The organism is Undibacterium sp. KW1 (genome assembly GCF_009937955.1).
Lineage (GTDB): Bacteria > Pseudomonadota > Gammaproteobacteria > Burkholderiales > Burkholderiaceae_D > Undibacterium.
Window position 1 is genome coordinate 4,082,453 of the sequence record NZ_AP018439.1, and the last position, 24,608, is coordinate 4,107,060.

Genomic DNA, 24,608 nt, shown 5'->3' on the forward strand with positions numbered 1-24,608 from the left:
ACATATTCATGAAACCAGCAAGTATCCATCAGGCAGCCCAAATTTTGCTGGACAGGCGGCACAGCGGTGAACAGGGTGATGCACTGCCCGCCTCGCTCCGGCCTGATAATCTGACCACCGCATTTGCGATACAGTGCGAGCTCAGTCACATCATTGATCAACCCATCGCTGGCTGGAAATGCGGTATGCCTGCTGCTGACAAATGGGTGCTGGCCCCTATCTATGCGATTGATGTGCATGATGCGAACACGCCAACCTGCCCGGTTCGTGTCAGGCAGGGGCAAATCAACATCGAGCCGGAACTGGCTTTTATACTCGCCCATGACCTGCCTGCAAGAGCGGCAAGTTATACGCCAGCAGATGTTGATGCGGCAATAGCAGAAACCAGGCTGGCGCTGGAATTGATAGATAGCCGCTACACGCATCCTGAGCAATTGAATTTCCATGATCACTTTGCTGATGGGCTGTTTAACCAAGGTCTGCTACTCGGTCCTATCGTTGATGATGAAGCGGCAAAACAGAGCAGGCAACTGGACATCAAATTGTGCGTTGCTGGCCAGCCAGAGCTCAGCCTGGATGGACAGCACCCGGCAGGTCAAGCTCGCCTGCCACTGTACTGGCTGGCAGAATTTTTGCGCAGCCAGGGGCTGGGTTTGCAGGCAGGTCAGGCAATCATTACAGGATCATATGCAGGCAGCCCTCAAGTGCCCGTCCACACTGAAGTGGAAGTGCAGTTTGCCAGCCTGGGCAGCATAAAGGTGCGGTTTGAAAGAAAATAAACCTGCACCACGTGGCCTGCCTGAGTTCACGGGGCATTTCCGCCCTCGCATCACTTTGCAGACCCTGCACCGTGGTGATGGCTTGCTGGGCATGAAGCCCAGCGGTGACTTTGGGCCGCGTGGTGGCAGTGTCACAGTGGTAGAAATCGACTGGCTATATCACACCGACACTGGGCTGCGCTGGCAAACCCCGGCACCCACTGCCCTGCTGAACCGCAGGCCGCATTCCACCCAGTTGTTGCATGATGAAGATGGCAAAGCTTTGAGCCTGCTACGTGATCTGGGTGCAGAGGCAGATGCACTGGACAAGGTCTGGGAAATCGCCCTGCAACCCCTGCCCGCAGCGAGCCTGCAGTGGCGCAACGACAGTATTGCAGAAAATTTTGGCCCGCTGTGGAGCTTGGTGCAGGAAGCTTTCTTTGCCGATTTTTGGGCAGAGAAATTGCCGGAGATGCAGACACTGGGCTGGCAAGTCGTGGTGCGCCCCGGCTTTGCGCATGAGAGTGTACCTGTCGATGCCTGGCATCTGATCATCGATGAAGACACCGGTGCTATCACTGGCAAGCAGGTGGCATCTCGCATGCGTGGCCGTAAGGAGATCATCACCCCGCTAGGCCTGCCTGCGCGTGAAGGTTCATGGATGCTGAGCCTGGGGATAGAAATCGAAGGTGAGGTGCTGGACCTGGTGCCCATGCTGGCCCATCTGCTGCAACGCGATGCGCGCTGGCTGAATGCGAGGCAGATACGCCTCATCGATGATATGGCCGTCATACAATTGCGCGCACCCGGTGGCAAGCGCATTGATGCCATGGCGGCACCACTGAAAGCCATCGTCATCCACATGCTGGATTTGCTGACTGACAGGCCGCAGGTGGAAGGACCGGTCCCATTGTCAGCCTGGGACAGCTACAGGCTGGAAGCCTTGCGTGTCAGTCTGCTCGATAGCCAGCCTGCGCGCGCGGGAGAATACGGTGGCTGGCAATTGCAGGGCGATATGGGCTTGCGCAGCCTGGCGCAACGTCTGAAGAAAGTTGGCAGCCCGCGTGCGGTCGCTGCACCCGATGGCCTGGGCGTGACGCTGCGCCCGTATCAATTGCATGGCGTGGCATGGTTGCAATACCTGCGCGAACAGCATCTGGCGGGCATCTTGGCTGATGATATGGGTTTGGGTAAAACCGCACAGGTACTCGCCCACTTGCTGATAGAGAAGCAGCAAGGCCGTATGGATATTCCTGCCCTTATTGTCTTGCCAACTTCATTGATTTTCAACTGGCAGGCAGAGGCCAGACGCATGGCCCCTGCCCTGCGCGTATTAACGCTGCAAGGGACAGAGCGCGCTGACTTGTTTGCCGATATCAAACAGGCAGATGTGGTGCTGACGACTTACCCTTTGTTATGGCGCGACCTCGACGTATTGAAGGCGCAAGAATTTCATTTACTGATCCTTGATGAAGCGCAAACAGTCAAAAATGCGGCCAGTCGCAGTGCCGATGCGGTACGCCAGATCAATGCGCGCCACAGGCTGTGCATGACAGGCACGCCACTGGAAAATAATCTGGGCGAGCTGTGGGCGCAGTTTGATTTTTTAATGCCGGGCTTTCTGGGTGATATGCGCAGTTTTTCAAGGTTGTGGCGCAAACCCATAGAGGTCAACGGCGAGACACTGCGCGCACAATTACTGGCGCAAAGAGTGCGTCCCTTCATCTTGCGAAGACGCAAAGATGAAGTGGCAACAGAATTGCCACCCCGTACCGAAGTTATCAAGCGCTTGCGTCTGCAAGGCAAGCAACGCGAATTATATGAAAGCGTGCGTGTCGCGGCTGATGAGCAGGTGCGCCGCATTTTGCAGCGCAAGGGCTTTGATGGGGCGCAGATCACGATACTTGATGCGCTGTTAAAGCTGCGCCAGGTCTGCTGCGACCCGGCTTTGCTGAAAGGCCAGAACCTGCCACCGGAGATGGAAAGAGCCAAGCTGGAAATGCTCAGCGACATGCTGCCAGCCCTGGTGGCAGAAGGCCGCCGCATACTGGTGTTTTCGCAATTCACAGAAATGCTGGAACTGATTGCCTCAGCTCTGATGGACATGAATCTGAATTATCTGATGTTGACTGGCAAAACGGCTACAGCAGACCGTGGTGCGGTAGTCGCCAGCTTCCAGGACAAACAAGTACCCATCATGCTGATCAGTCTGAAGGCAGGCGGCGTCGGCTTGAACCTGACAGCCGCAGACACGATCATCCATATGGACCCATGGTGGAACCCGGCGGTGGAAGAACAAGCCAATGCCCGCGCCCACCGCATAGGCCAGGAACAAGCTGTCTTCATCTACAAATTGCTGATCGAAGGCAGCATAGAAGAACGGATTTTGGGCCTGCAGGCACGCAAGGCTGCACTGGCAGAAGGAGTACTGGGGAGTGACACTGCCTTTGCCAGCAAATTCAGCGCTGAAGACTTGCAGGCCCTGCTAGCGCCATTAAGCAGCCGCATCACTTGACATCAGTCCAGATTGGTAAATCCCGCTCAATCAATTTTGGGGTTTTACGCAAGTTTTTATGTCAATTTTACAAATTTTGCCATTTTGTACATTGACAAAAAAATACACATGGCACATCTTGTTAGTAAGTGGCATTCAGACATGTTAGGCTTACAAGATAAGTCCATGCGGCAATACTTCTTGACCCGAGGATAAATCCAGATTCGCATTCACCGTAATCCCGAGTTGATGTCAATAAGCACATAAATAACACCGGGCTTGACCTTCTTCATCAATGCAGAAACGGCAGGATCTTTATGATGACTAACCCGCGCAATCGCTATATCAGCATCGTCACGGTTCTTTATCTGTTATTTGCGTTGGCATGGATATTTCTTTCCGACAGTCTGCTGAGCAGTTTAAGCAACCTCGATACCATCACTTGGTTTTCTACTGTCAAGGGCGTGTTTTTTGTGGTTGTTACTACAGCATTATTTTTTCTTGCAATGCGGGCAGTGCCGCAATTGCCTGCAGGTGAGCAGCTTGCATCGGACAACCCCTTGCTGGAAGCATTTCATCCTCAGAATAAAATCCGGTGGCCCATTTATTTGCTGGCGATTGCCCTGCCACTCTCGGTGCTTTTATTGCGCCTGGCCATGGCAACCACTTTTGAAAACCGGCCCATGCTGATCATGTTTGTCTTGCCCATCGTGCTGAGCGCGATGCTGGGGGGGCTGGGACCAGGCTTGCTGTCAACATTGATTGCAAGTCTAGGACTTTGCTACTTCCTTATTCCACCTCTTTACAGCTTCAGTATTAAAACAAGCCAGGACATTTTACAACTGGGCTTTCTTATCGTTGACGGGATTGCTGTCAGTCTGCTCAGCGAAGCCTTGCGACAATCCTTGCTTAAGGTACGAAACAATCGCAATTTGCTTGATGCCATCATCAGAGGCACTTCAGACGCCATTTTTGTCAAGGATTTGAAGGGACGATATGTGTTGGTTAATGAATCTGCCGCTAGCTTCGTTGGCAAACCCGTACAAGACATCTTGGGGCATGATGATTTTTCCCTATTCCCAAGGCAATCTGCTGAATTAATCGCTGCGGTCGACCACGGGGTAGTGACAAGCGGAGAAATAAAGACACGTGATGAATGCATAGATACCTTCGATGGCAAATCGCTGGTCTTCATGGTGACCAAGGGACCACTGCTGGATAAGGATAAGAATGTACAGGGCTTGTTTGGTATTGCCCGGGATATCACCGAGCGCAAGGAGGCTGAAGCTGCGCTCAAAGAAAGTGAAGCCGCCATGAAAGTAGCGCAACGCCTGGCGGCGGTCGGCAGTTGGAACTGGGATGTACGCACGGACTTGCATACCTGGTCGGAAGAAGTGTATGCGATCTACGGCCGTGACACTAAGCTGCCACCCGCCGTTTATCCTGAGGTACAGCAATACTTCACACCTGAGAGTTGGACCAGACTGGCAAATGCAGTCGAACAAGCGATCAATACCTTCACACCATACACCTGTGATGCGGAAGTGATCAGGCCAAATGGTGACCATCGCTGGATTATCGCCCGCGGTGAGACTGTACTAGATACCGATGGCAAGCTGATCAGGCTGCATGGCAGCGTGCAAGACATCACTGAGCGCAAAGCCGCTGCCATGCGACTGCAGGCCAGCGAAGAACGCCTGCAAATGGCAATAGCTGCTACCAGCGAGGCACTGTGGGATTGGGACGTAGCGACTGGCAAAGTCTATCGATCTCAGCGCTACTATGAAATGACGGGATACACAGAAAGCGAAGACACGCAAGACCTTGAATTTATCAAGCGCCAGGTACACCCCGACGATGTCGACCTGGTGCTGCAGCATATCAAAAACTATAAAACCACGCATTGTGGTGACGTGGATTTTGAATACCGGCTACTGACCAGGCAAGGCGAAATCAAGTGGGTACATGCGCGTGGCCGCGTCGTCAGTCGTGATGCCAGTGGCAATGCCTTGCGCGTAGTGGGCACCCTGGCTGATATCAATGAGAAAAAAATCATCGCCGCCGAATTACTTGAGAGAGAACAAAGGCTGGAGCGCGTGATGCTGGGTTCTGACCTGGGCTACTGGGACTGGGACCTGGTCACCAATACCTTCAAGGTCAGTGCCCGCTGGGAAACCATGCTGGGCTATGAGCCAGGTGAAATGAATGTCAGCCCTGAGCATTGGTCAGATCACATCCATCCCGATGACATGAAAGCTGCCCATGCTTCACTCGACCGCCATATCAAAGGGCAAACCGCCAGCCATGAGATGGAGTTGCGCTTACGTAGCAAGTCAGGAGAATGGCGCTGGATACTGACGCGGGGCGCCATCGTGGCCTGGGACGACACTGGCAATCCCCTCATCATGTCAGGTACACACACTGATATCACTGGACAAAAAATCCTGGAAATGACGCAGCGTGAAGCTGCTACAGTGTTTTCCAGTAGTTTTGAAGGCATCATGATGGTTGATCCACGTGGCTGCATCACCAAGATCAATCCCGCATTCACGCGTATTACCGGTTATACCGAAAAAGAAGTCTATGGCAACTCCACCAGGATACTGGCTTCTGGCCGCCACAACGCCAGCTTTTATGCAGAAATGTGGAAGGCCGTAACAGAAGATGATTTCTGGCGCGGTGAAATCTGGAACAAGCGTAAGAATGGTGAAATATTTCCTGAATTGATGTCGATTTCTGCGGTACGCGATGCACGAGGAGAAATTCAGCATTATGTTGGCATTTTTACCGATATAAGCGAACTCAAAACCCATGAAGCACAGCTCGACCGCATGGCCCACTACGACCCACTGACAGGTGCACCAAACCGGCGTTTACTAGCAGACCGTCTGAGCCAGGCAGTCAACCGTGCCAACCGCACCAGCAAATCACTGGCAGTGTGCTTCATTGACCTGGACGGTTTCAAGGAAATCAACGATAAATTTGGGCACACCGTCGGCGACCGTCTATTGATTGGCGTCACAGAAAATCTGAAGCAAGTCCTGCGGGCCGACGATACGCTTGCGCGTCTGGGCGGCGACGAATTCGCTGTGCTGCTGTCTGACATTTCATCTGCAGAAGAAAGCGCCATGATACTGGATCGTGTCCTGGCGGGTATCAGTAAAACCATACAAATCGACTTGAAATCAATCAGCATTTCGGCCAGCATTGGTGTCAGCCTGTATCCTGACGATAACGTCGATGCGGACACCCTGTTACGACACGCAGACCACGCCATGTACCTGGCAAAGGAAGCAGGCAAAAACCGCTACCATCTTTTTGATCCCGAAAGTGACCGTAAAGCACAGCAGCGTAGACAGATACTGGAGAGACTGGAAATTGCGCTTGATCAGGACGAATTTGTTTTGTATTACCAGCCCAAGGTCGATTTGATCAGTGGCGAAATCGTCGGTGCAGAAGCCCTGATACGCTGGCAGCATCCAAACCGCGGCATACTTGCACCCGGCGAATTTTTGCCGCACATTTATGGCAGCAAACTCGAAAAGCCTTTGGGAGAATGGGTGATCAAGGCCGCGATACAGCAAGCCTATCACTGGCAATTGCGGGGCATCGCGATACGCGTCAGCGCCAATATCAGTGCCCATCATTTGCTGGCACCAGAGTTTTGCGATTACCTGCAAACAGCATTACGCGTCCACCCCTACTTCCAGGCCAGCAATTTTGAACTGGAAGTATTGGAAACTGCCGCCATTGCCGATATGGAACAAGCCGTTGCGATTCTGAACCGCTGCCGACAATTAGGAGTCCACTTTTCGCTTGATGATTTTGGTACTGGCTATTCGTCACTGACCTACCTGCGCAAGTTGCCAGTAGATACCCTGAAAATAGACCAGAGTTTTGTGCGTGATATGCTGACCGATGTCGAAGACTTGGACATAGTTGAAGGCGTAATACGCCTGGCAGGTGCTTTTGACCGTCAAGTCATTGCCGAGGGGTAGAGACAATGGCGCATGGGGCCAAACTGCTGGAACTGGGATGCCGACTCGCACAGGGCTATGGCATTGCCCGCCCCATGCCTGCTGACCAGTTCGTAGAATGGTCGGTACGCTGGAAATCAGAAGCGCGCTGGCGTGACTTGCGTGCAAGGCCCACTCTGCAAGTCTTGCAGTAAGCCGATAGCACGCAAACAAAATGCAGATTTGATACTGACCTCGCTTACTTCTTGCGGAATACCAGATCCCATACGCCATGGCCAAGGCGCAGGCCACGGTTTTCGAATTTTGTCACAGGACGGTAATCAGGCCGCGCCGCAAAGCCATCGGCAGTATTTTCCAGTGCCGGCTCAGCCCTCAATACTTCCAGCATCTGCACTGCATAGTCCTCCCAGTCAGTAGCACAGTGCAGATAGCCGCCAGGTGCCAGACGAGATGCAAGCAAGGCCACCAGTGGGCCCTGTATCAGGCGGCGCTTGTTATGACGGGCTTTATGCCAGGGGTCAGGAAAAAACACATGGATGCCATGCAGAGAAGCTGGCGTGATCATGTTTGTCAGCACTTCAAAGGCGTCATGCTGAATGATACGCTGATTTTGCAAACCCAATTCGTCCGTCAGCTTGAGCAGGCTACCCACACCCGGCGTATGCACTTCAACGCCGATGAAATTTTTCTCTGGCATTCCAGCAGAAATCTTGGCACTGGTCTCACCCATGCCAAATCCAATCTCAAACACGGTCGGCGCATTGCGGCCAAATGCCGCATCCACATCCAGCGGCGCTTTTTGGTAAGGGATGCAAAAGAGTGGGCTCAGGCTTTCTATCGCCCTGGCCTGGGCATCAGACAAGCGTCCGGCACGGGTGACAAAGCTACGAATGCGGCGCTCGGTAGGGTCATAAAACATCGGCTTGGCACCGTCAGCAGGTTTGGAATCAGACATACGGAAAATCAGAAAGAAGGAAGAATGGCAGTTGCGAACTCAAGGCTAAAGCCATCATGGCATCAAAGCACAACGACCGACTCTGACTGATCGTTACCTAAGGTAAGCCCAATATCCGCGAAACAGGCATTTTACCAGATGAACGCGATGCTTAATATTAATAAAAACAGTTCTTAACAGTTCTTACAAGCAGGCGGCCATTGGGAAATATCGTCCTTGATCATTCCGACAAGATAACTCAAGGCAAACAATACCAAGCTTTGCTTGAACATCACTCGGGCACGCCCAGCTCAAATTCAATCAGAACTAATCTATATCTTTCTCTACAAGTCCGGTATAAAAAGAGAACGAAAATCCCCGTTTGGATGGCATGCTAACACCTAATATTTTTTCAGCAAGCCTGGAATTCTCTCTATTTGCCGCAGGTGGCCTCAACAAGAATTTAAAGCTTACAGGATCAATAATGCCGTATTCCCTTACGCATGCAGATCCGCCGCAGTCACGCGAAAAAAGAAGTTGCTCATTGCCACGATAGTCTTTGACGCAGTTAATCGACAAATGATCGCCATCCACGGTATACAAATTCCGTGTCTTGCCATGAGTTCTGCCGTAAAGTGTAAACATATAGTAGAAATCATCCTTGATCCCCATATGCCTAACAAGTTTAGCCTTCACTTCAAATTGTGTTCCGCCACACTGAAACGACACAATCTCTGCACATGCATTATTCAAAGCAAGAAAAAAAGAGAGAATGAAAAACAAAAATTTGTATACGCTCGGCATGGAAATATCTCTTATTAAATCAGTGAATACAGGCTGACTACAGTAAGTCATTACGATGCCACAAGCTTTTCACTTTGTCTGCGTGATGCCTCAGAAATTTACTAAAAAAATATGCATTGAATCTGAAGGGCTTGAGATTATTTTTCAGTGGGGCATTTCACAAAAACCGCTTTTTTTGAAAAATTGTCAATATAGAATTTTATGAGAAGATATTATCAGGAATTCATTCATTATGGTGTGCACATTACTCCCCTCTTAAGATTTTAAGAAAAGTTTTTGCACGCGGCATGATCTCGCTTCGTGAAATATCCATGCCTTCAGATTTGCTATGAAGATCATTGCTCTCGCGCTTGTTTGGGCCGTCATGATGATACTTATACACATATTCAGGCCCCCTTAGTCGCTTCTTTGCCAATCGTTCATTGTCCATTGTAAGTTTGATCATGGTGTCGGCCTGTGCGTCAATATCCCACATATTGCTGTCATCAAGCCTGTACTTTTTTCTGGTATCGTTGGTGAATTGCCCCAGGCCAGTTGCACTCGAAGTCCCGGCTGCTGCATCTGGATTAAAGCCAGATTCTTTATGTGCGATCGCCAGGATCAATGCGGTCTGCTCATCGTTTAAACCTGCCTGCTTGGATTTCTCTATCAATGTATTGATTGCAGCCCTTTGCACTGCTGGATCGGCATCTCCAGAGATTCGGGAACGACCGGCAGCTCTGCCGCTCGAATAGTCAATAGGTGCGTTGATATGCGAATCCTGAATAATCTGGTTCTTCCTGTAAGCCGCTGCTTTAGGCGCATATAATTGATTGTAGTCAATTCCGTAATCTGGATATTTATTTATCGGATCAAGACCATGACTTTCTGCCGTATCTGTCGGCACACCTGCACTCTTTAACTCCGCCTCCAAGAAACGCATGAAACCTGCTGCGTTGTCATTTTGAGGATCTGTATTTACCTCAAGCATGCTTTTTGTGCGGAATGGTAAAGCTGCGCGTGCCATGACACTCGGCACGGCTGTATGCTTATAGCCTGACAAGGCTGTGCTATTTGACATGGCTACAGCCGGATACCCAAATAGCGGAAACTCATCATTCGCACAGTACCTGGTAGCATTATCACCACCAGATCCAGCTACAACAAGTAACGGCCGATTTGACTTTTTTAAACCAGCTTCAGAACTTGGTATATAAGCAGAAGCGCCAAAGTCAAACTGACTTGTCAACGCACCATTTCCCGGGAGATCATACTCGTTAATCACATCAGAATTTTTCAACGACAAGCTGTTTCGTGCAAGATCATAGGTAGCAAGCGATAGCAATCCTCTCGGGCGATCTGACTGCCGCATGTACATGATATCCATATCGTCAATACCTGATCTGGAAGGTAAATCGGTATTAGATGCTAGCTCAAAGTTTCTTCCTGGGCGATCTGCGTGATGAGTTGGCAGCATCAATTTCTGCGCAGAATCGTCCAGAAACTGATTGCTATTTGAGAATATATCGTCGCTTTCATTCAAGCCTGTCCCTGAGGTATCAATGAGATATGGAAGTCCATCATTCCCAAAAATTCTCTGAAGATTTGCCATTATTTTCCTTTCAATTGAATAATGCGATGCGAATTCTGAGCAAAGCGTGTGCATTGCTATCAGCAAGCGTCCATAATCTGGATATAAAAAAAGCTATCCATACTGGATAGCTTCCTCATTTGAGTGTTTTTTGAATATTTTTACTTAACCGGGTCGAGCGGGTCGAGCGGGTCGTTTACTAACCGCGACCAAGCCATTGAACAAACTGGTGACGAAAAGCAAGGCAGCTTCCATCTGCGGCGCATCAACGCTTAGATTAGTACTATTGATTTTTACGTAAATCATGACAACCGTTTTTGATTTCATTCGTTATCCCAATATAATGTCCGTACTGGAGGTATGAGATGGCGAAAGAAATAGAAGATGGAGCAAAGCGACGAGTCAAGGCGGGTCGGCTTCTGCTGCAAGGCAAAGGGTGCGCCGAAGTAGCGCTGGTGGTCGGCGTAGCACGCAACACGGTATATACCTGGAAAGCCATACTCGATGAAGGAGGGCTTGACGCGCTGCGCGCAGTAGGTGGAAAGGGGCGGCCTGCACAACTTGATGCCATGGAATTAGGGGAGTTGCGGCGCTGCCTTCTCGATAGTCCGACGGAACATGGTTTTGGCACCGAGTTGTGGACACTTAAACGCGTGCGTCTACTTATTGAAAGAAAGTTCGAAGTGTCGTTCAGTGAAGTGCACGTTTGGCGCATTCTTGGCGCACTGGGATTCAGTAACCAAAAGCCGGAGCGTCGCGCCATCGAACGTAACGAAGATGCTGTACAGGAGTTCAAGAAAAAGACCTGGCCTGCGCTCAAAAAAAAGCCTCGAGAGAGAATCGACTGATTGTATTCATCGACGAGTCCGGAATCAGCGAACGGCCTACCCGTGTGCGTACTTGGGCACTCAAAGGGAAAACGCCGATTATTCAGTTTCATTTCAACTGGAAACATTTGTCCGTGATTGCAGGTGTGACCAGGAAGAACTACTTGTTCCGCTTCCACGAGGGTAGCATCAAGAAGGAGCAAATTGTCGAGTTTCTCAAGGCGCTCAAAGCGCATTTGAAGCAGCCGCTGTTGATCATCCTCGATGGGCTCAGGGCGCACAAATCGAAACTGGTGCGCGAATACCTCGACAGCACCAATGGGTACATTCAAATCGCATTCCTGCCCCCGTATGCGCCGGACCTCAATCCTGTCGAATATCTCTGGGCCTGGCTCAAGCGACATGCGTTGGCAAACTTCTGCCCGAACAACCTCGCCGAATTGCAAACAATTGCCCGCAATAAACTCAAAAGCGCACAACGCCGTCCATCCATCATCATGGCATGTTGGAAGCAGGCGGAGTTGTGGTGATGTCATCAATTATGTAAAGCTCAATAGGCATTGACTAGACATTGGTCAGATGATGACTTTGCAGAGCCTCTTTGAACCTCTAAACAAAGATGAAGTTTTCGCCCAAATAGTCCTTGAACTTATCCGAACCCATTTCAAACTGACGCAAGCTATCCTGGCTTGGACCGCTTCTTACCCGATTCAATTTCCGTCAGAGTAAGCTGCGTACGACATTCAGATTGGCGTATCGAACGCTATGTGGTTTTCAATTGCATTTCTTTGATTTTATCGACCCAAGCCATGATCTTGTCGCGAATTGGAAAATTATCCTCGATAAAACCTGGGCGTGAGCTCTCTACAAAGTGAAAGCTCCCGTCGCCATCGAGCCTGTGAAAATTACGGATTGTGCCACTTAAAGCAGCATTTATCGACATAAATCGCCACCAGATCGGTGGCCAGAAACGATCATTTAACAAGGGCTCAATTATTTCCAGATCTGAATTTATCCACTTGATTGGAACCCATTTATGTTCATCCCCGAGGCTTAACAAGTATGATCGCAACGCCCTCAGCTCATTGAGTATCGAAGCTATTTCCTGCAATTTTTTATCCAATTTCATTTACTCCATGGAGTTGGTTTTGTAGAAATTTCGGAAAATGGGATCGCTTTCCTGGAGTCAGGTACGTAAATTTGATAGCCGCCACCGGGTTGTAACCAGCCATATCGGAATTTAGATCCCAAAATTGCTCTTTCCGTATGGTGGCCTGTTATTGCCTGAGGAGCTGCTTCTCCACCCCAAGCCCATCCGCCTTTAGGTGTCCAATTTCCTTCCACAGTAGCATCATTACCCCATTCGTTCAATATTGCAATTTGTTCCGCCATTTCCCCAAGCTCTTGGGAGGTGGCTCTGTAGCCCAATATGCACCAACCGGTGAGGTTCTCACATTGTCTGATACACGATACAGCGTTTTTCCACCCACATAAACTGGCTCCGCAGAAGTGAAGTTTGGCGTTTGGTTAGAAGGAAGTGACTCCAGCAATCTACCTGGACTGACCATTGGATCTGTCGTCTCTATCTCAGGCCGCACTTTGTAAAACCCTAATTCTGCACCAGCTTCTGGCGCAAACTTGCGTTGAATTGTCTTACTTGTAGCGAAGCCTGCCGCAACACCGCCGGCATTTTCCGCTACGTCACCCCATCGCCCATCAAGAGCAGCACCAGCCATATCATAACTTGTCAACCCGGTTCCTAACACTTGCCCCACAACAGGAATGCCAGTTACAGACCGAAATGCAACTTCGCCCTTGCCCATCCCAGCTTCATAATTTTTTCCTATTGAACTTAGCCATTTCGGTTCGTATCGATCACCTGAAGCCAGTCCCAAAGCCACCTGTCCTAAATCTATCGTATTTGCAACTGGCTGCCAAACTGTATCCAGCAGTCCATTTCCTACGCCTTTTGCGAAGCGACGACTTAGATTACCTGGGGTCGCCAGGTTTTCATTTGTATGGAATTTTTCATCACCGACAAGCGAAGAGTTACTGGCTTGAGAAAGACGAGCATCCGTATAAAGTCCAAGTCGTGCCGCGTTTTCTAAACTTGGCCGGCGATCGGCTGCTGCCATTGTCATCTGATAATAAGGGTCAGCATTCTTCTCTGCTTGTGATGCTTTCCACAAATAACCATTGGTCAACGGATCATTTTGTGCAGCCTCTCCGCGCTTTTGAACAAAATAATCATTTCTGGCCAAATAATCCTTGAGTTGCTCCGGGCTCACATCAACCTGATGCAGCTTGTCTATGCTTGGACTGTTTATTACCCGATTCACATCCAGTTGATGTGCGCTACGCAAACCATTCAGACTGGCATATTGAATCAACTCGCCTGCGCTTGGCGTATAGCCATAGTTCTTTTTGAACAGTGCCGTCATGGTGTCGCCAGCACGGCTCATACCTCTCCCGTCAAAGGCGCCAGTTTGATAGCCAGCTCTTTCTGATCGCAAGAAATTGGGCTTGGCAAGTTCAGTATCGTCATCTATCGCGCCCCTTTCTGGCGGGGCGACGGGAATCACTGCACTGCCGTCAGAGACAGGTAATCGATAGCCAAAATCACGCTGCGCTTCATTATAAGCTGGTAGCATTCCAGAGTTAAATCTCGGGTCGCTCAGCATATACAAAGAACTGGCATCGTCATCAAGTTTCAAGCTCTTATATTGTTCAGCAAATTCTGAATCATCTTCGTCAGGATTGTAAAGCATGTCTTCCTCTTGATATTGGTTGTGACTTGCGCTGGCATGCCACCGACAGGTTAAAGTGACGTGTACCGACAGAACAGGCGTACAGCGTCCTGCCTGTCGGCATGGTTTTTAAAAAAGTCAGGAAATTTGTGTTATGAGAAACGAAAGTAAAAACAAACGGAAGGTTTGCTCGTCAAGCTAAGTCACTGTGATTACATGGCAGATTTGATCAGGCTGGCCGCTTCGTCGCTGCGACCAGGTCATTGAACAGGCCACTGACATGGGGCCAGGCCTGTTCAATCTGGGCTTCTATGCCAAGACCGGTGGCAATGAAGTTGCGTGCGATCAGCACCTTGTTGTTGCCTGCTGTGGCGGGAATGAGATTTTCTATGTCAAGTATCAGCTTTCTGATTTGCTCTTTATGTTCGGCCAGAAAGGCGATGATTTGCAAGATCGTGCTTGCTATTTGCAGCATAATAATATCCTTTAGATTTTACACTGATGGGTAATAGTGAGTCCTTTGACAGCCTTGAGATAGTCGCGCGCCGTGTCAGCCGCGGAATGTGGTGTCGAGCCCGGCAAGGGGGTTGTCGCTGTCTGCCATTGCGGACTGAGGCTGGTGCTGCACTTCGCCTGTTGCCACAGATGCTGATATTGCTGGCACGCCGTCGCTGAAGCTATGATCTTCGATTGGAGCATGCTGACTGGCTTTTGCCGGCAATAGACCGGCTCGTTTAGAAGTAATGACGGGGAGCACGATGCCAACAAGGGTAACAATACCAACAGCCAGGCCATTGAGTTGCTCTGGTGTGATGGCGACATGGATGCCAAAGGCATCGCCAAATTGCGCCAACGCGCCCATGGCTGCGGCCAGGGCTGCGACCGAGATACCACGATTTTTCCAGGCTTCCACATTGCTGACCTCGCTTCCTTTGCGGAACAGGTTGATGACTGCATTAACTTTTTCAAGCATGATCGCTCTCCCATAAGACGTTGTTTGCCAGACGATTCATCCAGCCAGCACCAAATGTGGGCCAGTTGGATAATTTGGTATAAAACCTGATGCGATGAGCCAGCATGCGCCTGGCCAGTTTGTCGGGAGTGATACTGGCAACTGCAGCCAATGTGATCGGGCCAACAATGCCATCTTCAGCAACACCAAGGGCGCGCTGCAAAAGCCTCGTGGCAGTACCTGCACCGCAATTAATGGCGCTGTCAAAAAATTCAAAGGCCACAGCGAGCGGCAATTGATCAAGATGATTGGCATCCCAAAAGTCACGTTTGTAAAGTGCTTTGGCTTGCTCTACGGTGAGTGCTGCAATATCAAGCTTGGGATAACTGCGCTGACTGATGCCAAACCGCGTCAGCTTGCCGGCATCCAGAGGGTGATTACTGGTGCCGCCTTCGCTTTTCAGAACTGGCGCAATACAGAGATCAAAGTTGTTCATGCTGATGTTCCTTCCATCGTTGTTCTGCTTCCTGTCTTTCTATCTCAGCCGTCTGCAGGCTGACCCAGCGCTGGCGCAGCAGGATCAGTGAAATGGCGATGCCTATGAGCATGGATGCAATCGACAAATAGCCCTGAATTTCGGCTATTGAAGTCAGTGGAGCAATTGCCGTCGTAATCGCTGGTACTGCCAGGGCAGTCTTTGGATTATTGGTAATCGCCTGCGCCATGTGGCTGGCAGCAGTTTCAGTAAGTTCGGGAATTTTCATGAGTCAGGTCCTTGTAAGTAAGAGGACTACAATAAACGTGGCAGTAATAAAGCTCGCATACGCATGCTGTTGCCTTCAGCAAATTTGCTACCTGAGTTTGAATAAAGTTAGGGTACGGACATGCGTTTTCAAATCTCAAGCTATACCTCCCCGTTCCCATGTGGGATAGTCATTTGATCCTGCATTACCGGGAGAATTATTCCCGCCAGAAGAGTCACCATTATTGCCCCCGTTGCGCCTACCTAGTCCGCTAAAAATATTGCCGATTCCTTTGGTCAATCCACCCAGAAGATTGGATTCAAAACCATCTCCCTGCCCAGATTTTGTGGACGTACCGTTCGTGGTGGTTGTGCCATTGACGCCCATATATGGCGACAGCAGTCCGTTGATCCTGGTGGCCTGGTTCAATGCATAATCATTCTGATTATTGGCGACACCATAGGCATTGTTGATCAATGAGGTAACGGCATTAAGCCCATTAAGTTTGTTCTGACTATTGAGCTGGTTATTAGCGAGCTGCCATGCGGCATTTTGCATATTGGCTTGCTGGCGATTACCGAGGTTTGCCATGTTGGTTGCCTGCATACCCTGATAATTATTCTGGTTAGCTTGTTGCTGGAAGCCCGCATTGGCCAGATTGGTTTGCAAGGCAGCGCCAAATAATTGCGACAGCACATTATTCTGCGCTGTCGCATTGAATTGATTATTGTTGTTCGCCATCTGCGCGTTGCTGAGATTGACCTGGTTCTTTGCACCTGCGTCAAGTCCAGCCACGTTATATTGCTGGCCCGACAGTCCCATGGCAGCATTCAGTTGATTTTGTCTGTCCTGGGTATATTGCCCGGATTGTGCGGCAACTGCAGCATCTGTCATGTTTTGCCCGACTTGTGACAGTGCACGACTCATATTGCGCGCCAGGGAATCTGCTGCTTTTCCCTCTGCGATACCCTGACGCGACCCACCATACTGGCCGTTAGCGATAGCGTCACCTCGCAGGGAAGGTAGGATGTCTTCCTTGAACTGTTGCATCGCATCATTTTGCAGATTCTGGAATTGCGCCGAGCTTTGATTCAGACCCTTTTGAATCGCACCAGCCAGATAGGGATTATTCCCAAGGTCGCCATAAATCACGTCTTGAAAAGCCCGGCCCAGACCAAGATTATTTTGCCCAGGAGCGTTGATCGTGGCCGCCGGGCCCGCTTGTGCCAGGCCAGAAGTTGCCGCCTGATAGCCTTGCGGCATCTGGCTGAAGGCCGCGTTCATGGGCATGGTATAAGCACTTTGTGCTGCCTGCATGCTGACAGGGTCATAAGCATTCTTCATCAGCCTGAAAGCCGAATCCCTCGCTTCACCCATGTCCCAGGCAGAATTGGTGCCAAGATAGTTGTCAGCAGCCTGCCCATATAAACGCAGCCCTTCGTTTTGCGGTCTGTCAAGCAAGGCTTGATAACGCTCAAGCAAGCCTCCACTGGTTTGATAATCTTCGGGTTTGTAAATGGGGTTCCCATCTTCATCTGCCCCTATTGGTACAGCTCCTTTTTTTAAAACTTTTTCACCAGATCCAAACAAAATGGCAGCGATACGTGGATCAAGCTCTTGTTTGACAATTTGTGTTTGTGAGCCCGAACTACCACCTCCTCCACCGCCCCCACCACCTCCACCACCTCCCATGAGGCCACCAACAAAGGCGCTCGCCGCGCCACCTGCTACCGCTGCAAAAGACATTATGATTCCTCCAATTTTTTCAACTCTTTCGTTGAGATAAGATGTTGTCTGGTCTGAAGCTGATCACTCTCTTCCACCAATTCATCTTCTATCTCTTCAATGACAAGCAAATCCGTTTTGCACACTGTTGTCCATGTCGTATCTGCGTGCGCATAGCCCACTCGCTTCATGCCGGCTTTGGTGGGCAAAACGCAATATCCACTTAGCCGTCGCATGCCCGTATCGGTTGACACCGAAATATCGCCACAAACAACATTCAGATGATCTGTTTTGTGCGTAGTACCAACCAGAACTGTGCCGGCTGGTATGTGTATGGTTCGCGCATACATGCCACCCGACAAACAATGCTCGGTATTCAGATCAATCTGTGGACCCTGCCTGAGGCAAGTCTCCAGCCTTGCCAGCGCATCAGGCTTTATCAGTTCTTCCATGACTTATCCTAAAAATACCCAGGTTGAACTTGCGCCTTTGTAGTAATACACGCCAACACCAGATCCAGGATTCCACAAACTACCATCGGCGTAGCGAATGTCACCATCTCTGGGCTTGGCAGGGGCAACTGTGGTTTTGTCTAGGTGGCCCACCGATAATCCAGCAATGGCTGTGGCTATTTTCTGAAGCTCAGACGAAAAAAAACGCTGCATTTCTGCAGCGTCATCTGGTAATTGCGATGGTGCATAGCCCACCGTGCTTGAATTGCTTGCCCTCACCATGCCCCATAATATCGACATCCAGATCGACCGAATCAAGTCGCCATTGAAACGCAGATCCGGACGCGTAGCGATGTGCGATATAGCGACCACTTGCAAACAGATCGACAGCTACGCTAGAGCCTATCGTATACGTTCCTGTGACCCACACTGGCTCATCATAGGGTGTATTGGCATACCCAACGCTCACCTTGACTGTTTCTCCGGGATTGCCGGCGATACGGGGACGCACTCCCTTCACCAGTTTAATGCTTTCAGGTGTATCAAATGACAAACCCCGGCGTTCCAGAAACGCAGCAGGCAGGCTGCCATTAAAGGAAGCTGAGGCATCAAGCATATACAATTTTTGATCATTCGATGCCATGACGACACGCGCAGTGTCAGGTGTGTAATCGGGACCGCTCCAGAATGTCAGATCAGAATCCCAGGAATCAGAATCCTGCGCCCAGGTTCCTCCAAGGTCATTCGATACAGCACCGTAGCTGGCATGATTGATATTAGGCACATCACGGAATGAAACTGTCTTGTCGATAAAATTATAAACCATCGCCTTGTCACATACGCTTGATCCTATGGAAGGATAAGCCAGATAAATTTCATTCAGAAATGGATTCTTGAATACGAATACATTGCCACGGCTATTGACATCAATATTCTGGAAAAAGAATCTGCGTGTTTGCTTGTCCAGCACCGAGTTTGCTGTTTGCCCATCGTGAACAATGACGTCAGAGCCAGTAACCACGAAATGCCAGCCATCAAACTCAACTGCACAATTACGGTTGAGCATACCGGACATGCCAAGGATTTTGGAAAACCGGAACATCGATTGTCCGCCGACAAAATCCATACGATGGGTCGAATTTTCAGTATAGATGATGAAAGAATCGCGCAAAGGCAAACCATCGACAACTGGACTGGTCGCTTCTGCCAAATCAACTTCACCCGCGTCCTTGGTGGCATCGGCAGCGTCCCAGGTTACTGGAAAAGCACCAGGATCAGCCGGATGCGACCATTTCACCAGAAATGGTTTATTCGTGCCGGCAACAGTCAGGTTCATGGCAATCAAAAAATTTTTATACGCCCGTAATGATTTGCAATATGTGCTTGCCGGCCAGTTAGGTAAATCAACAAATTTATTTGCCACATTCAAGTCCCAGGACATCGGGATTCTCAATGCATCGCCAACATTTAATATTGGCAGACCTGAAAGCAAAGCATGGGTCCATTGGTTGACCACACCCGCCCTGGGTGTTGCATGTGTAATATCGGTATGAGTCACGACACCACCAGAATAAGTCACCGCATGTGATTTGGTGGCACTCATATATACCCAGTAACGGTTGCCCGAAATTGTCACTGGTAGCACATACTGCGGCACGACAGCTGGTGAGTTATATACTTCGCCATGGCCATAAAACTGGTAAGCATAGCCATCTAGAAAGCGAATATTGCGCGCATCTGTCCAGGCATTGACAGGTATTTCATGCTGCGACAAATCCTTGTTGACACCAAATTGTCCCAGATTTTGTATTTTAACGAGAGCCATATGCGCTTAATAATCCGTAGCGGTTTTGATTACCTTTAGCAGGCTGTTGCTGTGCAAAACCCTGATTAAGCAATCCCATAGGTTGCTGGAAATTGCTTTGCGATCCCTGGTTTTGCATGCCATAAGGGTTTCGCTGATTTTGTAAGAATGGGCTCTGAAAATTACTATTTTGTCCGCCATACAAATAGGTATTCGATTGTCCCGGCTGATTTTGCCAGTTACCATTTTGCCCCTCATTACCCCAGTAAGTCTGTGCTCGCGGCTGATCAGGGCTACCCCAATTCATGTTAACAGACTTGCGATAGGCATTTGTCTGCTGAAACGGCTGTATATAAGGATCTTGTTGCTGTTGTTGCGCCACTGGCACTTGTGACAGATTTACAGGAGCATCAAACCCGCTCATGCCATATGCCTGGCGCTGATTAAACAACTGCTGCTGGGCATTATTGTATGCGCCATTGTTGTATGTTTTAGCATACGCCTGATGTGGCTCGTCAATTCCACCCAATTGCTGCAATTGCTGTGGCGTCAGTTGAGACATTTGCTGCCGCAAGTATTCCTGTTGAGCCGGATTCATGGACTGCGCTTCAGCAATCCTTCGCTGCATGTCGATCAAGGGATCGCTGGCATACATACCGGACGACTGAACACTATCGAATGGTTTCGCCGCCATCTGTTTTTGGCGGTTTGCAGCAGCGGTTGCCAATTCGGATTGCATACGCATTGCGGCAAGTTTTTGTTCGTAATCCGGCCTGGCGCTAGCGCCAGGCATACCAAGTTCACCAGCCTGATAAGGACCACCAATATTTCCAAGCGCCGCCATCCTCGCATTCTGGGCCGCCAGATATTCAGCTGTTGGCATTCCATTCGCTGTCCCAGATTTTGCACTTGCATTGGCCGTGTCTGTTGATGTGAAATCCTTAGCTTGCGTACTTGTGTTTGCTGAAGTTTGAATATTGCCAGAACCTATACCCTTGCCGCTCACCATATTCTGTGCTGCTGCAACCTGAAAGGCAGTGCGGGCATTCTCCAGCCCCTTATTTTTTATCTCATTATTCCAATAATCGATCCCCGCCTGATCACCCACCTTACCAAATGGTGTGTAAAAATCAGCGGCTGTCGTACCCGCTACATAGCCTGAACCAGGATCCTGAACATTCCCGACACCGCGTCCAGAAATAATATTATCACTGGCGGCCTGATAGAAAGCACGCTGCGCTGCGTCAGCACCCTTGGCAGCAATTTCCCGGTTCCAGTAATCGACACCTGCCTGATCTCCAGCGCGACCAAATTGCTTGTACCAGTCTGCTGCACTTATATCTGCCATGATTTACCTCATTCTTTTCGTGGTTTCGCGAACACGTGACCATCCCAATGATCGCCAATAGAAACGCTATCATCACAAGGGATATATCCTGCAACCATTCCTAAAACTATATTCACAACTATGCCATTTTGAATTTCTGCGCTTTTCATATTTACCACCAATAAATAATAACTAGGCCGTTTCCACCATTGCCGCATAGCGTATCGGAACCACCACCGCCACCGGACGGGAAACCACCATTGCCTCCTGGTAGACCTGCAGCTGTTGCTGCTCTCCCACCGTCACCTCCACCTCCTTGTATTGAAAAGTACAGCCCATCACGGGCAACATTCATCCCCCCGCCAGTAGAATACGTACCCCGGCCACCACCGTTCGCACCTGCAATTCCTGCGCCGCCTCCGCTTCCACCACACAGACTTCCACCTCCGTTTGTAAGTGATCCACCTCCGGTTCCACCTGCCCCCCCCCCACACAGCGGAGCCAACTCCGTTAGAATTCACCGAAGCACCACCAAAATCGCTCGATGCATGAAAAACGGTTGAGATTCCAAAACTAGGATTTGGATGTCCACCAACGCCAGCATTTGAACCAGTACTAGCAATTCCCCCTCCACCTGCACCACTAAAGACTGCGCCTCCTCCGCCAAATGCTGAAAATGTAAGCCCAGATTGCGTGCAAAAAATGCTTGAAGCGCCCCCATTCGAGCCAAAACCTGTGCTACCAACACCGCCAGCTCCAACAATTATTTGGCATGCCTCACCCATAATCAACGTACTCTTAGGTACGATTTGTCTATTTCTACCACCGCCACCACCGCCATGGGCCCAAGTACCACCCCATCCTCCAGATCCGCCGGCTCCAAATATGTCGAAAACATACATTGAAGCAACTGGAAGAATAAACATCTGCGATGTTTTGAATAATTGAAAATTTGCACCTCTTGGCGCTGCATTAGCAAACCCCGTAAACCCCGCCATATCAATAATCCCCCGAATGAGCACGCGCACGCCAACCGGCAGCCACCGCTGTCCCCATGGTCGCATACAATGTATAGCCGGCAGGAATAGCCCGATTTAAAGGGATAACGACCTTCGCCTGCGCTGCTACTTCTGTCAATACAGTGGCCGGCAAACTTACTTCTTCCCATAAGATGTTATTCGCAGCCGATGACGTAGAAGATCCATTATTAAGAAATACGCGAAGCACAGATGCGTTATTTGTGCCGATAGGGATAGCTTCGACACTCTCAACAAATGCACCATTTGGCCCCGCCGGTGAAGAAATTTGAACAACTGTGCCGGTACCATCCTTATTGGTATTCGCTGCTGTGATAAGCGCTGATATCCATACCTTGGGTGTCAGTGGAAAGATAGGGGAAATATTTGCTGCCATATCTGCTCCTTAAAAATTATTGTATAAATACAGTACGCTAGCGGAGTTAGTGCCCCAACTCGCATTACTCCCATCCGTCGTCAGCACCTTGCCCGCATTTCCCGCCTGTCCAGGCAACACAGGAGAAAATGCCTGCGCCACAACAAATGCGCAAGTTGCCACCTCATTTGTAGCTGTACCTGCCGTTTTGGTCGATGCCGTCAACGCCGCGCTTGTAAAGTCTTGTGCACCTGCCCAGGTTTGCCCCGACACATTGCCCTTGGAAGACATGGCAGGCCCACTCAAACTTCCCGTTACTGCCAAGTCACCTGTAATAAGTTGACTGCCGACCATGGTCAAATTCCCGGTCATCGTCTGATTCCCAGTCCGCAGCAAAGTCTCGGACCCGGCAATGATGACGAAATTTGTGCCGTCATACATCAACAGCAGTGGTTGACTGGCAACGACGTCGCCTGCAGTAGGATCAGCTCCCAGCAAAGTCTTTACAGGCTTTGCCCCAAGACCTGAAACATTCACAGTAAAAGAACCTGTCCCAGCATTGACTGGTCGATACAAAAGCAACAGCCCGGTCGTATAAGCCAGCAAAGCAGTTGCAGGATTCAAGACATGCGCCGCAGCTGTACCTGTTTCTGCTGCAGTAATAATCACCGCACCAGTAAAGCCAGCGAAGCATTCCTTCAATACCGTTTTCAGCATGCGGATATGGTCGTCCCCCTGGGATTTTGGATCAGATGCCGTTGGATTTGTGATCGTCAGATCATTGATATAGTTTGCAGTTTCTAATGCCATTATTTAGCCCTCACTTGCATGGTTGAACCTGAATACCAGTCTATGGAATTGATGGCATCCACACTTTGCAGATACAGTTTTTCAAAGGTAGGGATGCGTGCATCATTCATGATGAAAGGCTGGGCTGCGCATAAAGCAGCGTACAGATATACATTTGGAAAAGCCGCCAGTAACCAGTTCGTCGTATTGATAGTTGTTAGCGCCGGTATGCGCTGCTGATAAGTCAATTCAAGTTGGTAAGCTGCGTCTGGTATGGGAGCCAGTTGCAGCTGCTGACCAATCACAGAAAATGCCACTGGTTTGCCAGTCGCAGCACTGGCATGATCAGCACTGAGTTGATCCGGGGCGGCGTAACGCAACACCGTCACAGGATCGCTACGCAAGATCAGTCGTCTCATCTCCAACATATCAGGCGGTAAATTCACGTACGCATTACCAGCCACCGTCAACAAATTGCTGCGTATGTCCATAGGGCGCGCCACGATGTCAGACGACATTTTGGCTTCAGCCAAAGCAATGAAGCCTGCAATAAACGGTGTCAGATCAGTACGATGCAACCAGTTGCTCACAGCTGTCTGCAGAGTTGCATAATCAGTGATAGCGCTCATACCCGGCCTCCCCAGACACGAAAGGCAGACAGTGCCGGATCAGCCAGCATGCTCTTTACATGCACGGCTTCCGCCATGAATTCCTGGAAGCTGATACCTTTGTCATTCAGATATTTCTCTACGATCACCATGGGAAAAGATGCTGCATGTCGCATATCAGCTGAACCATGCTTTCCTTCCTTGTGCAACGCCTGAGTATGCTCAGCAATGGCCGTGCAATCCTGCACACGCTCAAACGTGACATCACCACCTTCTACATGGATATTGGTCGTGACTGCCATTACATGTTCTCCAGCGGAGAAACCTGCACCACGCCCGCAGCAGCTACCTGTATCGCCGCTATCCTGTCGTTGCCATTCACACTCAGAATGACGGCATCACCAGGCTGCACCTGCAAATCAGTGCTCAAGGCAGTCGCAGATGATTTGCCAAGTCGCACACAAGCTGGCGCAGTTGCAGCGACACGTATAAAACGGGGCAATTCACCGCTGGACATTGTTGGAATAGCTGCCGATGCAGACGTACCCGAAGTGGCGATTGCCACTCCGGTGGTCTGACTCGAAACGGTGATATATCCACCATTCATAAAAACCTCCTGCGCTTCACAGCGTTTTAATTCGATTGAAAAACGGCGGGGCTTGCACCCGCCAGCTTTTTTATGCAGTCACAAAATCAGGCTGACTA

The 24,608-nt window shown here is 49.9% G+C and carries 27 protein-coding genes; 5 read left to right on the forward strand and 22 right to left on the reverse strand.

What is annotated here, in order from left to right; all coding sequences use genetic code 11:
- The first annotated feature begins 8 nt into the window (after positions 1 to 8).
- The 4 genes from UNDKW_RS18200 (at position 9) to UNDKW_RS18215 (ending at position 7,423) form a co-directional block, all read left to right on the forward strand.
- The gene (locus UNDKW_RS18200; RefSeq protein WP_162059841.1) at positions 9 to 779 is read left to right on the forward strand and encodes a fumarylacetoacetate hydrolase family protein; all 771 of its coding nucleotides are present in this window, start codon (positions 9 to 11) and stop codon (positions 777 to 779) included.
- On the forward strand, positions 766 to 3,273 hold the full coding sequence (locus UNDKW_RS18205) for a DEAD/DEAH box helicase (protein ID WP_232063038.1): 2,508 nt from the start codon (positions 766 to 768) through the stop codon (positions 3,271 to 3,273). The genes UNDKW_RS18200 and UNDKW_RS18205 overlap by 14 nt, the downstream gene beginning before the upstream one ends.
- A 299-nt stretch (positions 3,274 to 3,572) precedes the next feature.
- Complete coding sequence (locus UNDKW_RS18210; RefSeq protein ID WP_162059842.1) at positions 3,573 to 7,250, forward strand: PAS domain-containing protein; 3,678 nt, start codon at positions 3,573 to 3,575, stop codon at positions 7,248 to 7,250.
- 5 nt (positions 7,251 to 7,255) lie between these two features.
- Entirely contained in the window at positions 7,256 to 7,423 is a 168-nt protein-coding gene (locus UNDKW_RS18215) for a hypothetical protein (RefSeq protein ID WP_162059843.1), read from the forward strand.
- Positions 7,424 to 7,467: 44 nt separating this feature from the next.
- On the opposite strand, the gene trmB is transcribed toward UNDKW_RS18215, so the two are convergent.
- The 3 genes from trmB to UNDKW_RS18230 all read right to left on the reverse strand — a co-directional run bounded on the left by trmB (position 7,468) and on the right by UNDKW_RS18230 (position 10,558).
- Positions 7,468 to 8,184, reverse strand: coding sequence for a tRNA (guanosine(46)-N7)-methyltransferase TrmB (trmB, locus tag UNDKW_RS18220; RefSeq protein ID WP_162059844.1), 717 nt, complete (start codon positions 8,182 to 8,184; stop codon positions 7,468 to 7,470).
- Between the two features lie 306 nt (positions 8,185 to 8,490).
- Positions 8,491 to 8,967 carry a hypothetical protein gene (locus UNDKW_RS18225; RefSeq protein ID WP_162059845.1) on the reverse strand — a complete coding sequence of 159 codons (477 nt, stop codon included), beginning with the start codon at positions 8,965 to 8,967 and terminating at the stop codon, positions 8,491 to 8,493.
- A 244-nt stretch (positions 8,968 to 9,211) separates the two neighbouring features.
- On the reverse strand, positions 9,212 to 10,558 hold the full coding sequence (locus UNDKW_RS18230; protein WP_162059846.1) for a phage tail tip lysozyme: 1,347 nt from the start codon (positions 10,556 to 10,558) through the stop codon (positions 9,212 to 9,214).
- A gap of 344 nt (positions 10,559 to 10,902) precedes the next feature.
- Here UNDKW_RS18230 and UNDKW_RS18235 point away from each other — a divergent pair.
- Positions 10,903 to 11,894, forward strand: a protein-coding gene (locus UNDKW_RS18235) for an IS630 family transposase (protein ID WP_162057396.1) whose coding sequence is annotated in 2 segments (ribosomal slippage) — positions 10,903 to 11,365 and positions 11,365 to 11,894 — 993 coding nt in all. Because the reading frame shifts where the segments join, the coding sequence is not laid out codon by codon here.
- Between the two features lie 233 nt (positions 11,895 to 12,127).
- On the opposite strand, the gene UNDKW_RS18240 is transcribed toward UNDKW_RS18235, so the two are convergent.
- The 19 genes from UNDKW_RS18240 to UNDKW_RS18330 form a co-directional block, all read right to left on the reverse strand.
- Positions 12,128 to 12,493, reverse strand: a complete 366-nt coding sequence (locus UNDKW_RS18240; RefSeq protein ID WP_162059847.1) for a hypothetical protein — start codon at positions 12,491 to 12,493, stop codon at positions 12,128 to 12,130.
- Positions 12,490 to 12,756 (reverse strand): hypothetical protein, encoded by a 267-nt coding sequence (locus UNDKW_RS18245; protein WP_162059848.1) that lies wholly within the window; start codon positions 12,754 to 12,756, stop codon positions 12,490 to 12,492. The genes UNDKW_RS18240 and UNDKW_RS18245 overlap by 4 nt, the downstream gene beginning before the upstream one ends.
- Positions 12,732 to 14,132: a hypothetical protein gene (locus tag UNDKW_RS18250; protein WP_162059849.1), complete on the reverse strand. Its 1,401-nt coding sequence runs from the start codon at positions 14,130 to 14,132 to the stop codon at positions 12,732 to 12,734. Before UNDKW_RS18250 ends, UNDKW_RS18245 begins: the two co-directional genes overlap by 25 nt.
- A 208-nt stretch (positions 14,133 to 14,340) precedes the next feature.
- Positions 14,341 to 14,586: a hypothetical protein gene (locus tag UNDKW_RS18255; RefSeq protein ID WP_162059850.1), complete on the reverse strand. Its 246-nt coding sequence runs from the start codon at positions 14,584 to 14,586 to the stop codon at positions 14,341 to 14,343.
- Positions 14,587 to 14,661: 75 nt separating this feature from the next.
- A complete protein-coding gene (locus UNDKW_RS18260; RefSeq protein WP_162059851.1) occupies positions 14,662 to 15,084 on the reverse strand; it encodes a hypothetical protein in 423 nt (140 codons plus the stop codon).
- Positions 15,077 to 15,559 carry a glycoside hydrolase family 108 protein gene (locus tag UNDKW_RS18265; protein ID WP_162059852.1) on the reverse strand — a complete coding sequence of 161 codons (483 nt, stop codon included), beginning with the start codon at positions 15,557 to 15,559 and terminating at the stop codon, positions 15,077 to 15,079. Before UNDKW_RS18265 ends, UNDKW_RS18260 begins: the two co-directional genes overlap by 8 nt.
- Complete coding sequence (locus UNDKW_RS18270) at positions 15,546 to 15,827, reverse strand: hypothetical protein (protein ID WP_162059853.1); 282 nt, start codon at positions 15,825 to 15,827, stop codon at positions 15,546 to 15,548. The genes UNDKW_RS18265 and UNDKW_RS18270 overlap by 14 nt, the downstream gene beginning before the upstream one ends.
- Before the next feature lie 135 nt (positions 15,828 to 15,962).
- Positions 15,963 to 17,552: a hypothetical protein gene (locus UNDKW_RS18275; RefSeq protein WP_162059854.1), complete on the reverse strand. Its 1,590-nt coding sequence runs from the start codon at positions 17,550 to 17,552 to the stop codon at positions 15,963 to 15,965.
- Positions 17,552 to 17,983, reverse strand: a complete 432-nt coding sequence (locus UNDKW_RS18280; protein WP_162059855.1) for a hypothetical protein — start codon at positions 17,981 to 17,983, stop codon at positions 17,552 to 17,554. Before UNDKW_RS18280 ends, UNDKW_RS18275 begins: the two co-directional genes overlap by 1 nt.
- A 223-nt stretch (positions 17,984 to 18,206) precedes the next feature.
- Positions 18,207 to 19,808: a hypothetical protein gene (locus UNDKW_RS18285; RefSeq protein ID WP_162059856.1), complete on the reverse strand. Its 1,602-nt coding sequence runs from the start codon at positions 19,806 to 19,808 to the stop codon at positions 18,207 to 18,209.
- Entirely contained in the window at positions 19,795 to 21,135 is a 1,341-nt protein-coding gene (locus UNDKW_RS18290) for a hypothetical protein (RefSeq protein ID WP_162059857.1), read from the reverse strand. Before UNDKW_RS18290 ends, UNDKW_RS18285 begins: the two co-directional genes overlap by 14 nt.
- Positions 21,136 to 21,143: 8 nt before the next feature.
- Entirely contained in the window at positions 21,144 to 21,284 is a 141-nt protein-coding gene (locus UNDKW_RS18295; RefSeq protein ID WP_162042368.1) for a hypothetical protein, read from the reverse strand.
- A gap of 22 nt (positions 21,285 to 21,306) precedes the next feature.
- Positions 21,307 to 21,465 carry a hypothetical protein gene (locus tag UNDKW_RS30990; protein WP_162059858.1) on the reverse strand — a complete coding sequence of 53 codons (159 nt, stop codon included), beginning with the start codon at positions 21,463 to 21,465 and terminating at the stop codon, positions 21,307 to 21,309.
- Between the two features lie 166 nt (positions 21,466 to 21,631).
- On the reverse strand, positions 21,632 to 21,862 hold the full coding sequence (locus UNDKW_RS18305) for a hypothetical protein (RefSeq protein ID WP_162059859.1): 231 nt from the start codon (positions 21,860 to 21,862) through the stop codon (positions 21,632 to 21,634).
- Positions 21,863 to 22,113: 251 nt separating this feature from the next.
- A complete protein-coding gene (locus UNDKW_RS18310) occupies positions 22,114 to 22,527 on the reverse strand; it encodes a hypothetical protein (protein WP_162059860.1) in 414 nt (137 codons plus the stop codon).
- A gap of 9 nt (positions 22,528 to 22,536) precedes the next feature.
- Positions 22,537 to 23,316, reverse strand: a complete 780-nt coding sequence (locus UNDKW_RS18315) for a hypothetical protein (RefSeq protein WP_162059861.1) — start codon at positions 23,314 to 23,316, stop codon at positions 22,537 to 22,539.
- Positions 23,316 to 23,924, reverse strand: coding sequence for a hypothetical protein (locus tag UNDKW_RS18320; protein ID WP_162059862.1), 609 nt, complete (start codon positions 23,922 to 23,924; stop codon positions 23,316 to 23,318). The genes UNDKW_RS18315 and UNDKW_RS18320 overlap by 1 nt, the downstream gene beginning before the upstream one ends.
- Positions 23,921 to 24,205, reverse strand: coding sequence for a hypothetical protein (locus UNDKW_RS18325; RefSeq protein WP_162059863.1), 285 nt, complete (start codon positions 24,203 to 24,205; stop codon positions 23,921 to 23,923). The genes UNDKW_RS18320 and UNDKW_RS18325 overlap by 4 nt, the downstream gene beginning before the upstream one ends.
- Positions 24,205 to 24,510 carry a hypothetical protein gene (locus UNDKW_RS18330; protein WP_162059864.1) on the reverse strand — a complete coding sequence of 102 codons (306 nt, stop codon included), beginning with the start codon at positions 24,508 to 24,510 and terminating at the stop codon, positions 24,205 to 24,207. The genes UNDKW_RS18325 and UNDKW_RS18330 overlap by 1 nt, the downstream gene beginning before the upstream one ends.
- Positions 24,511 to 24,608: the final 98 nt, after the last annotated feature.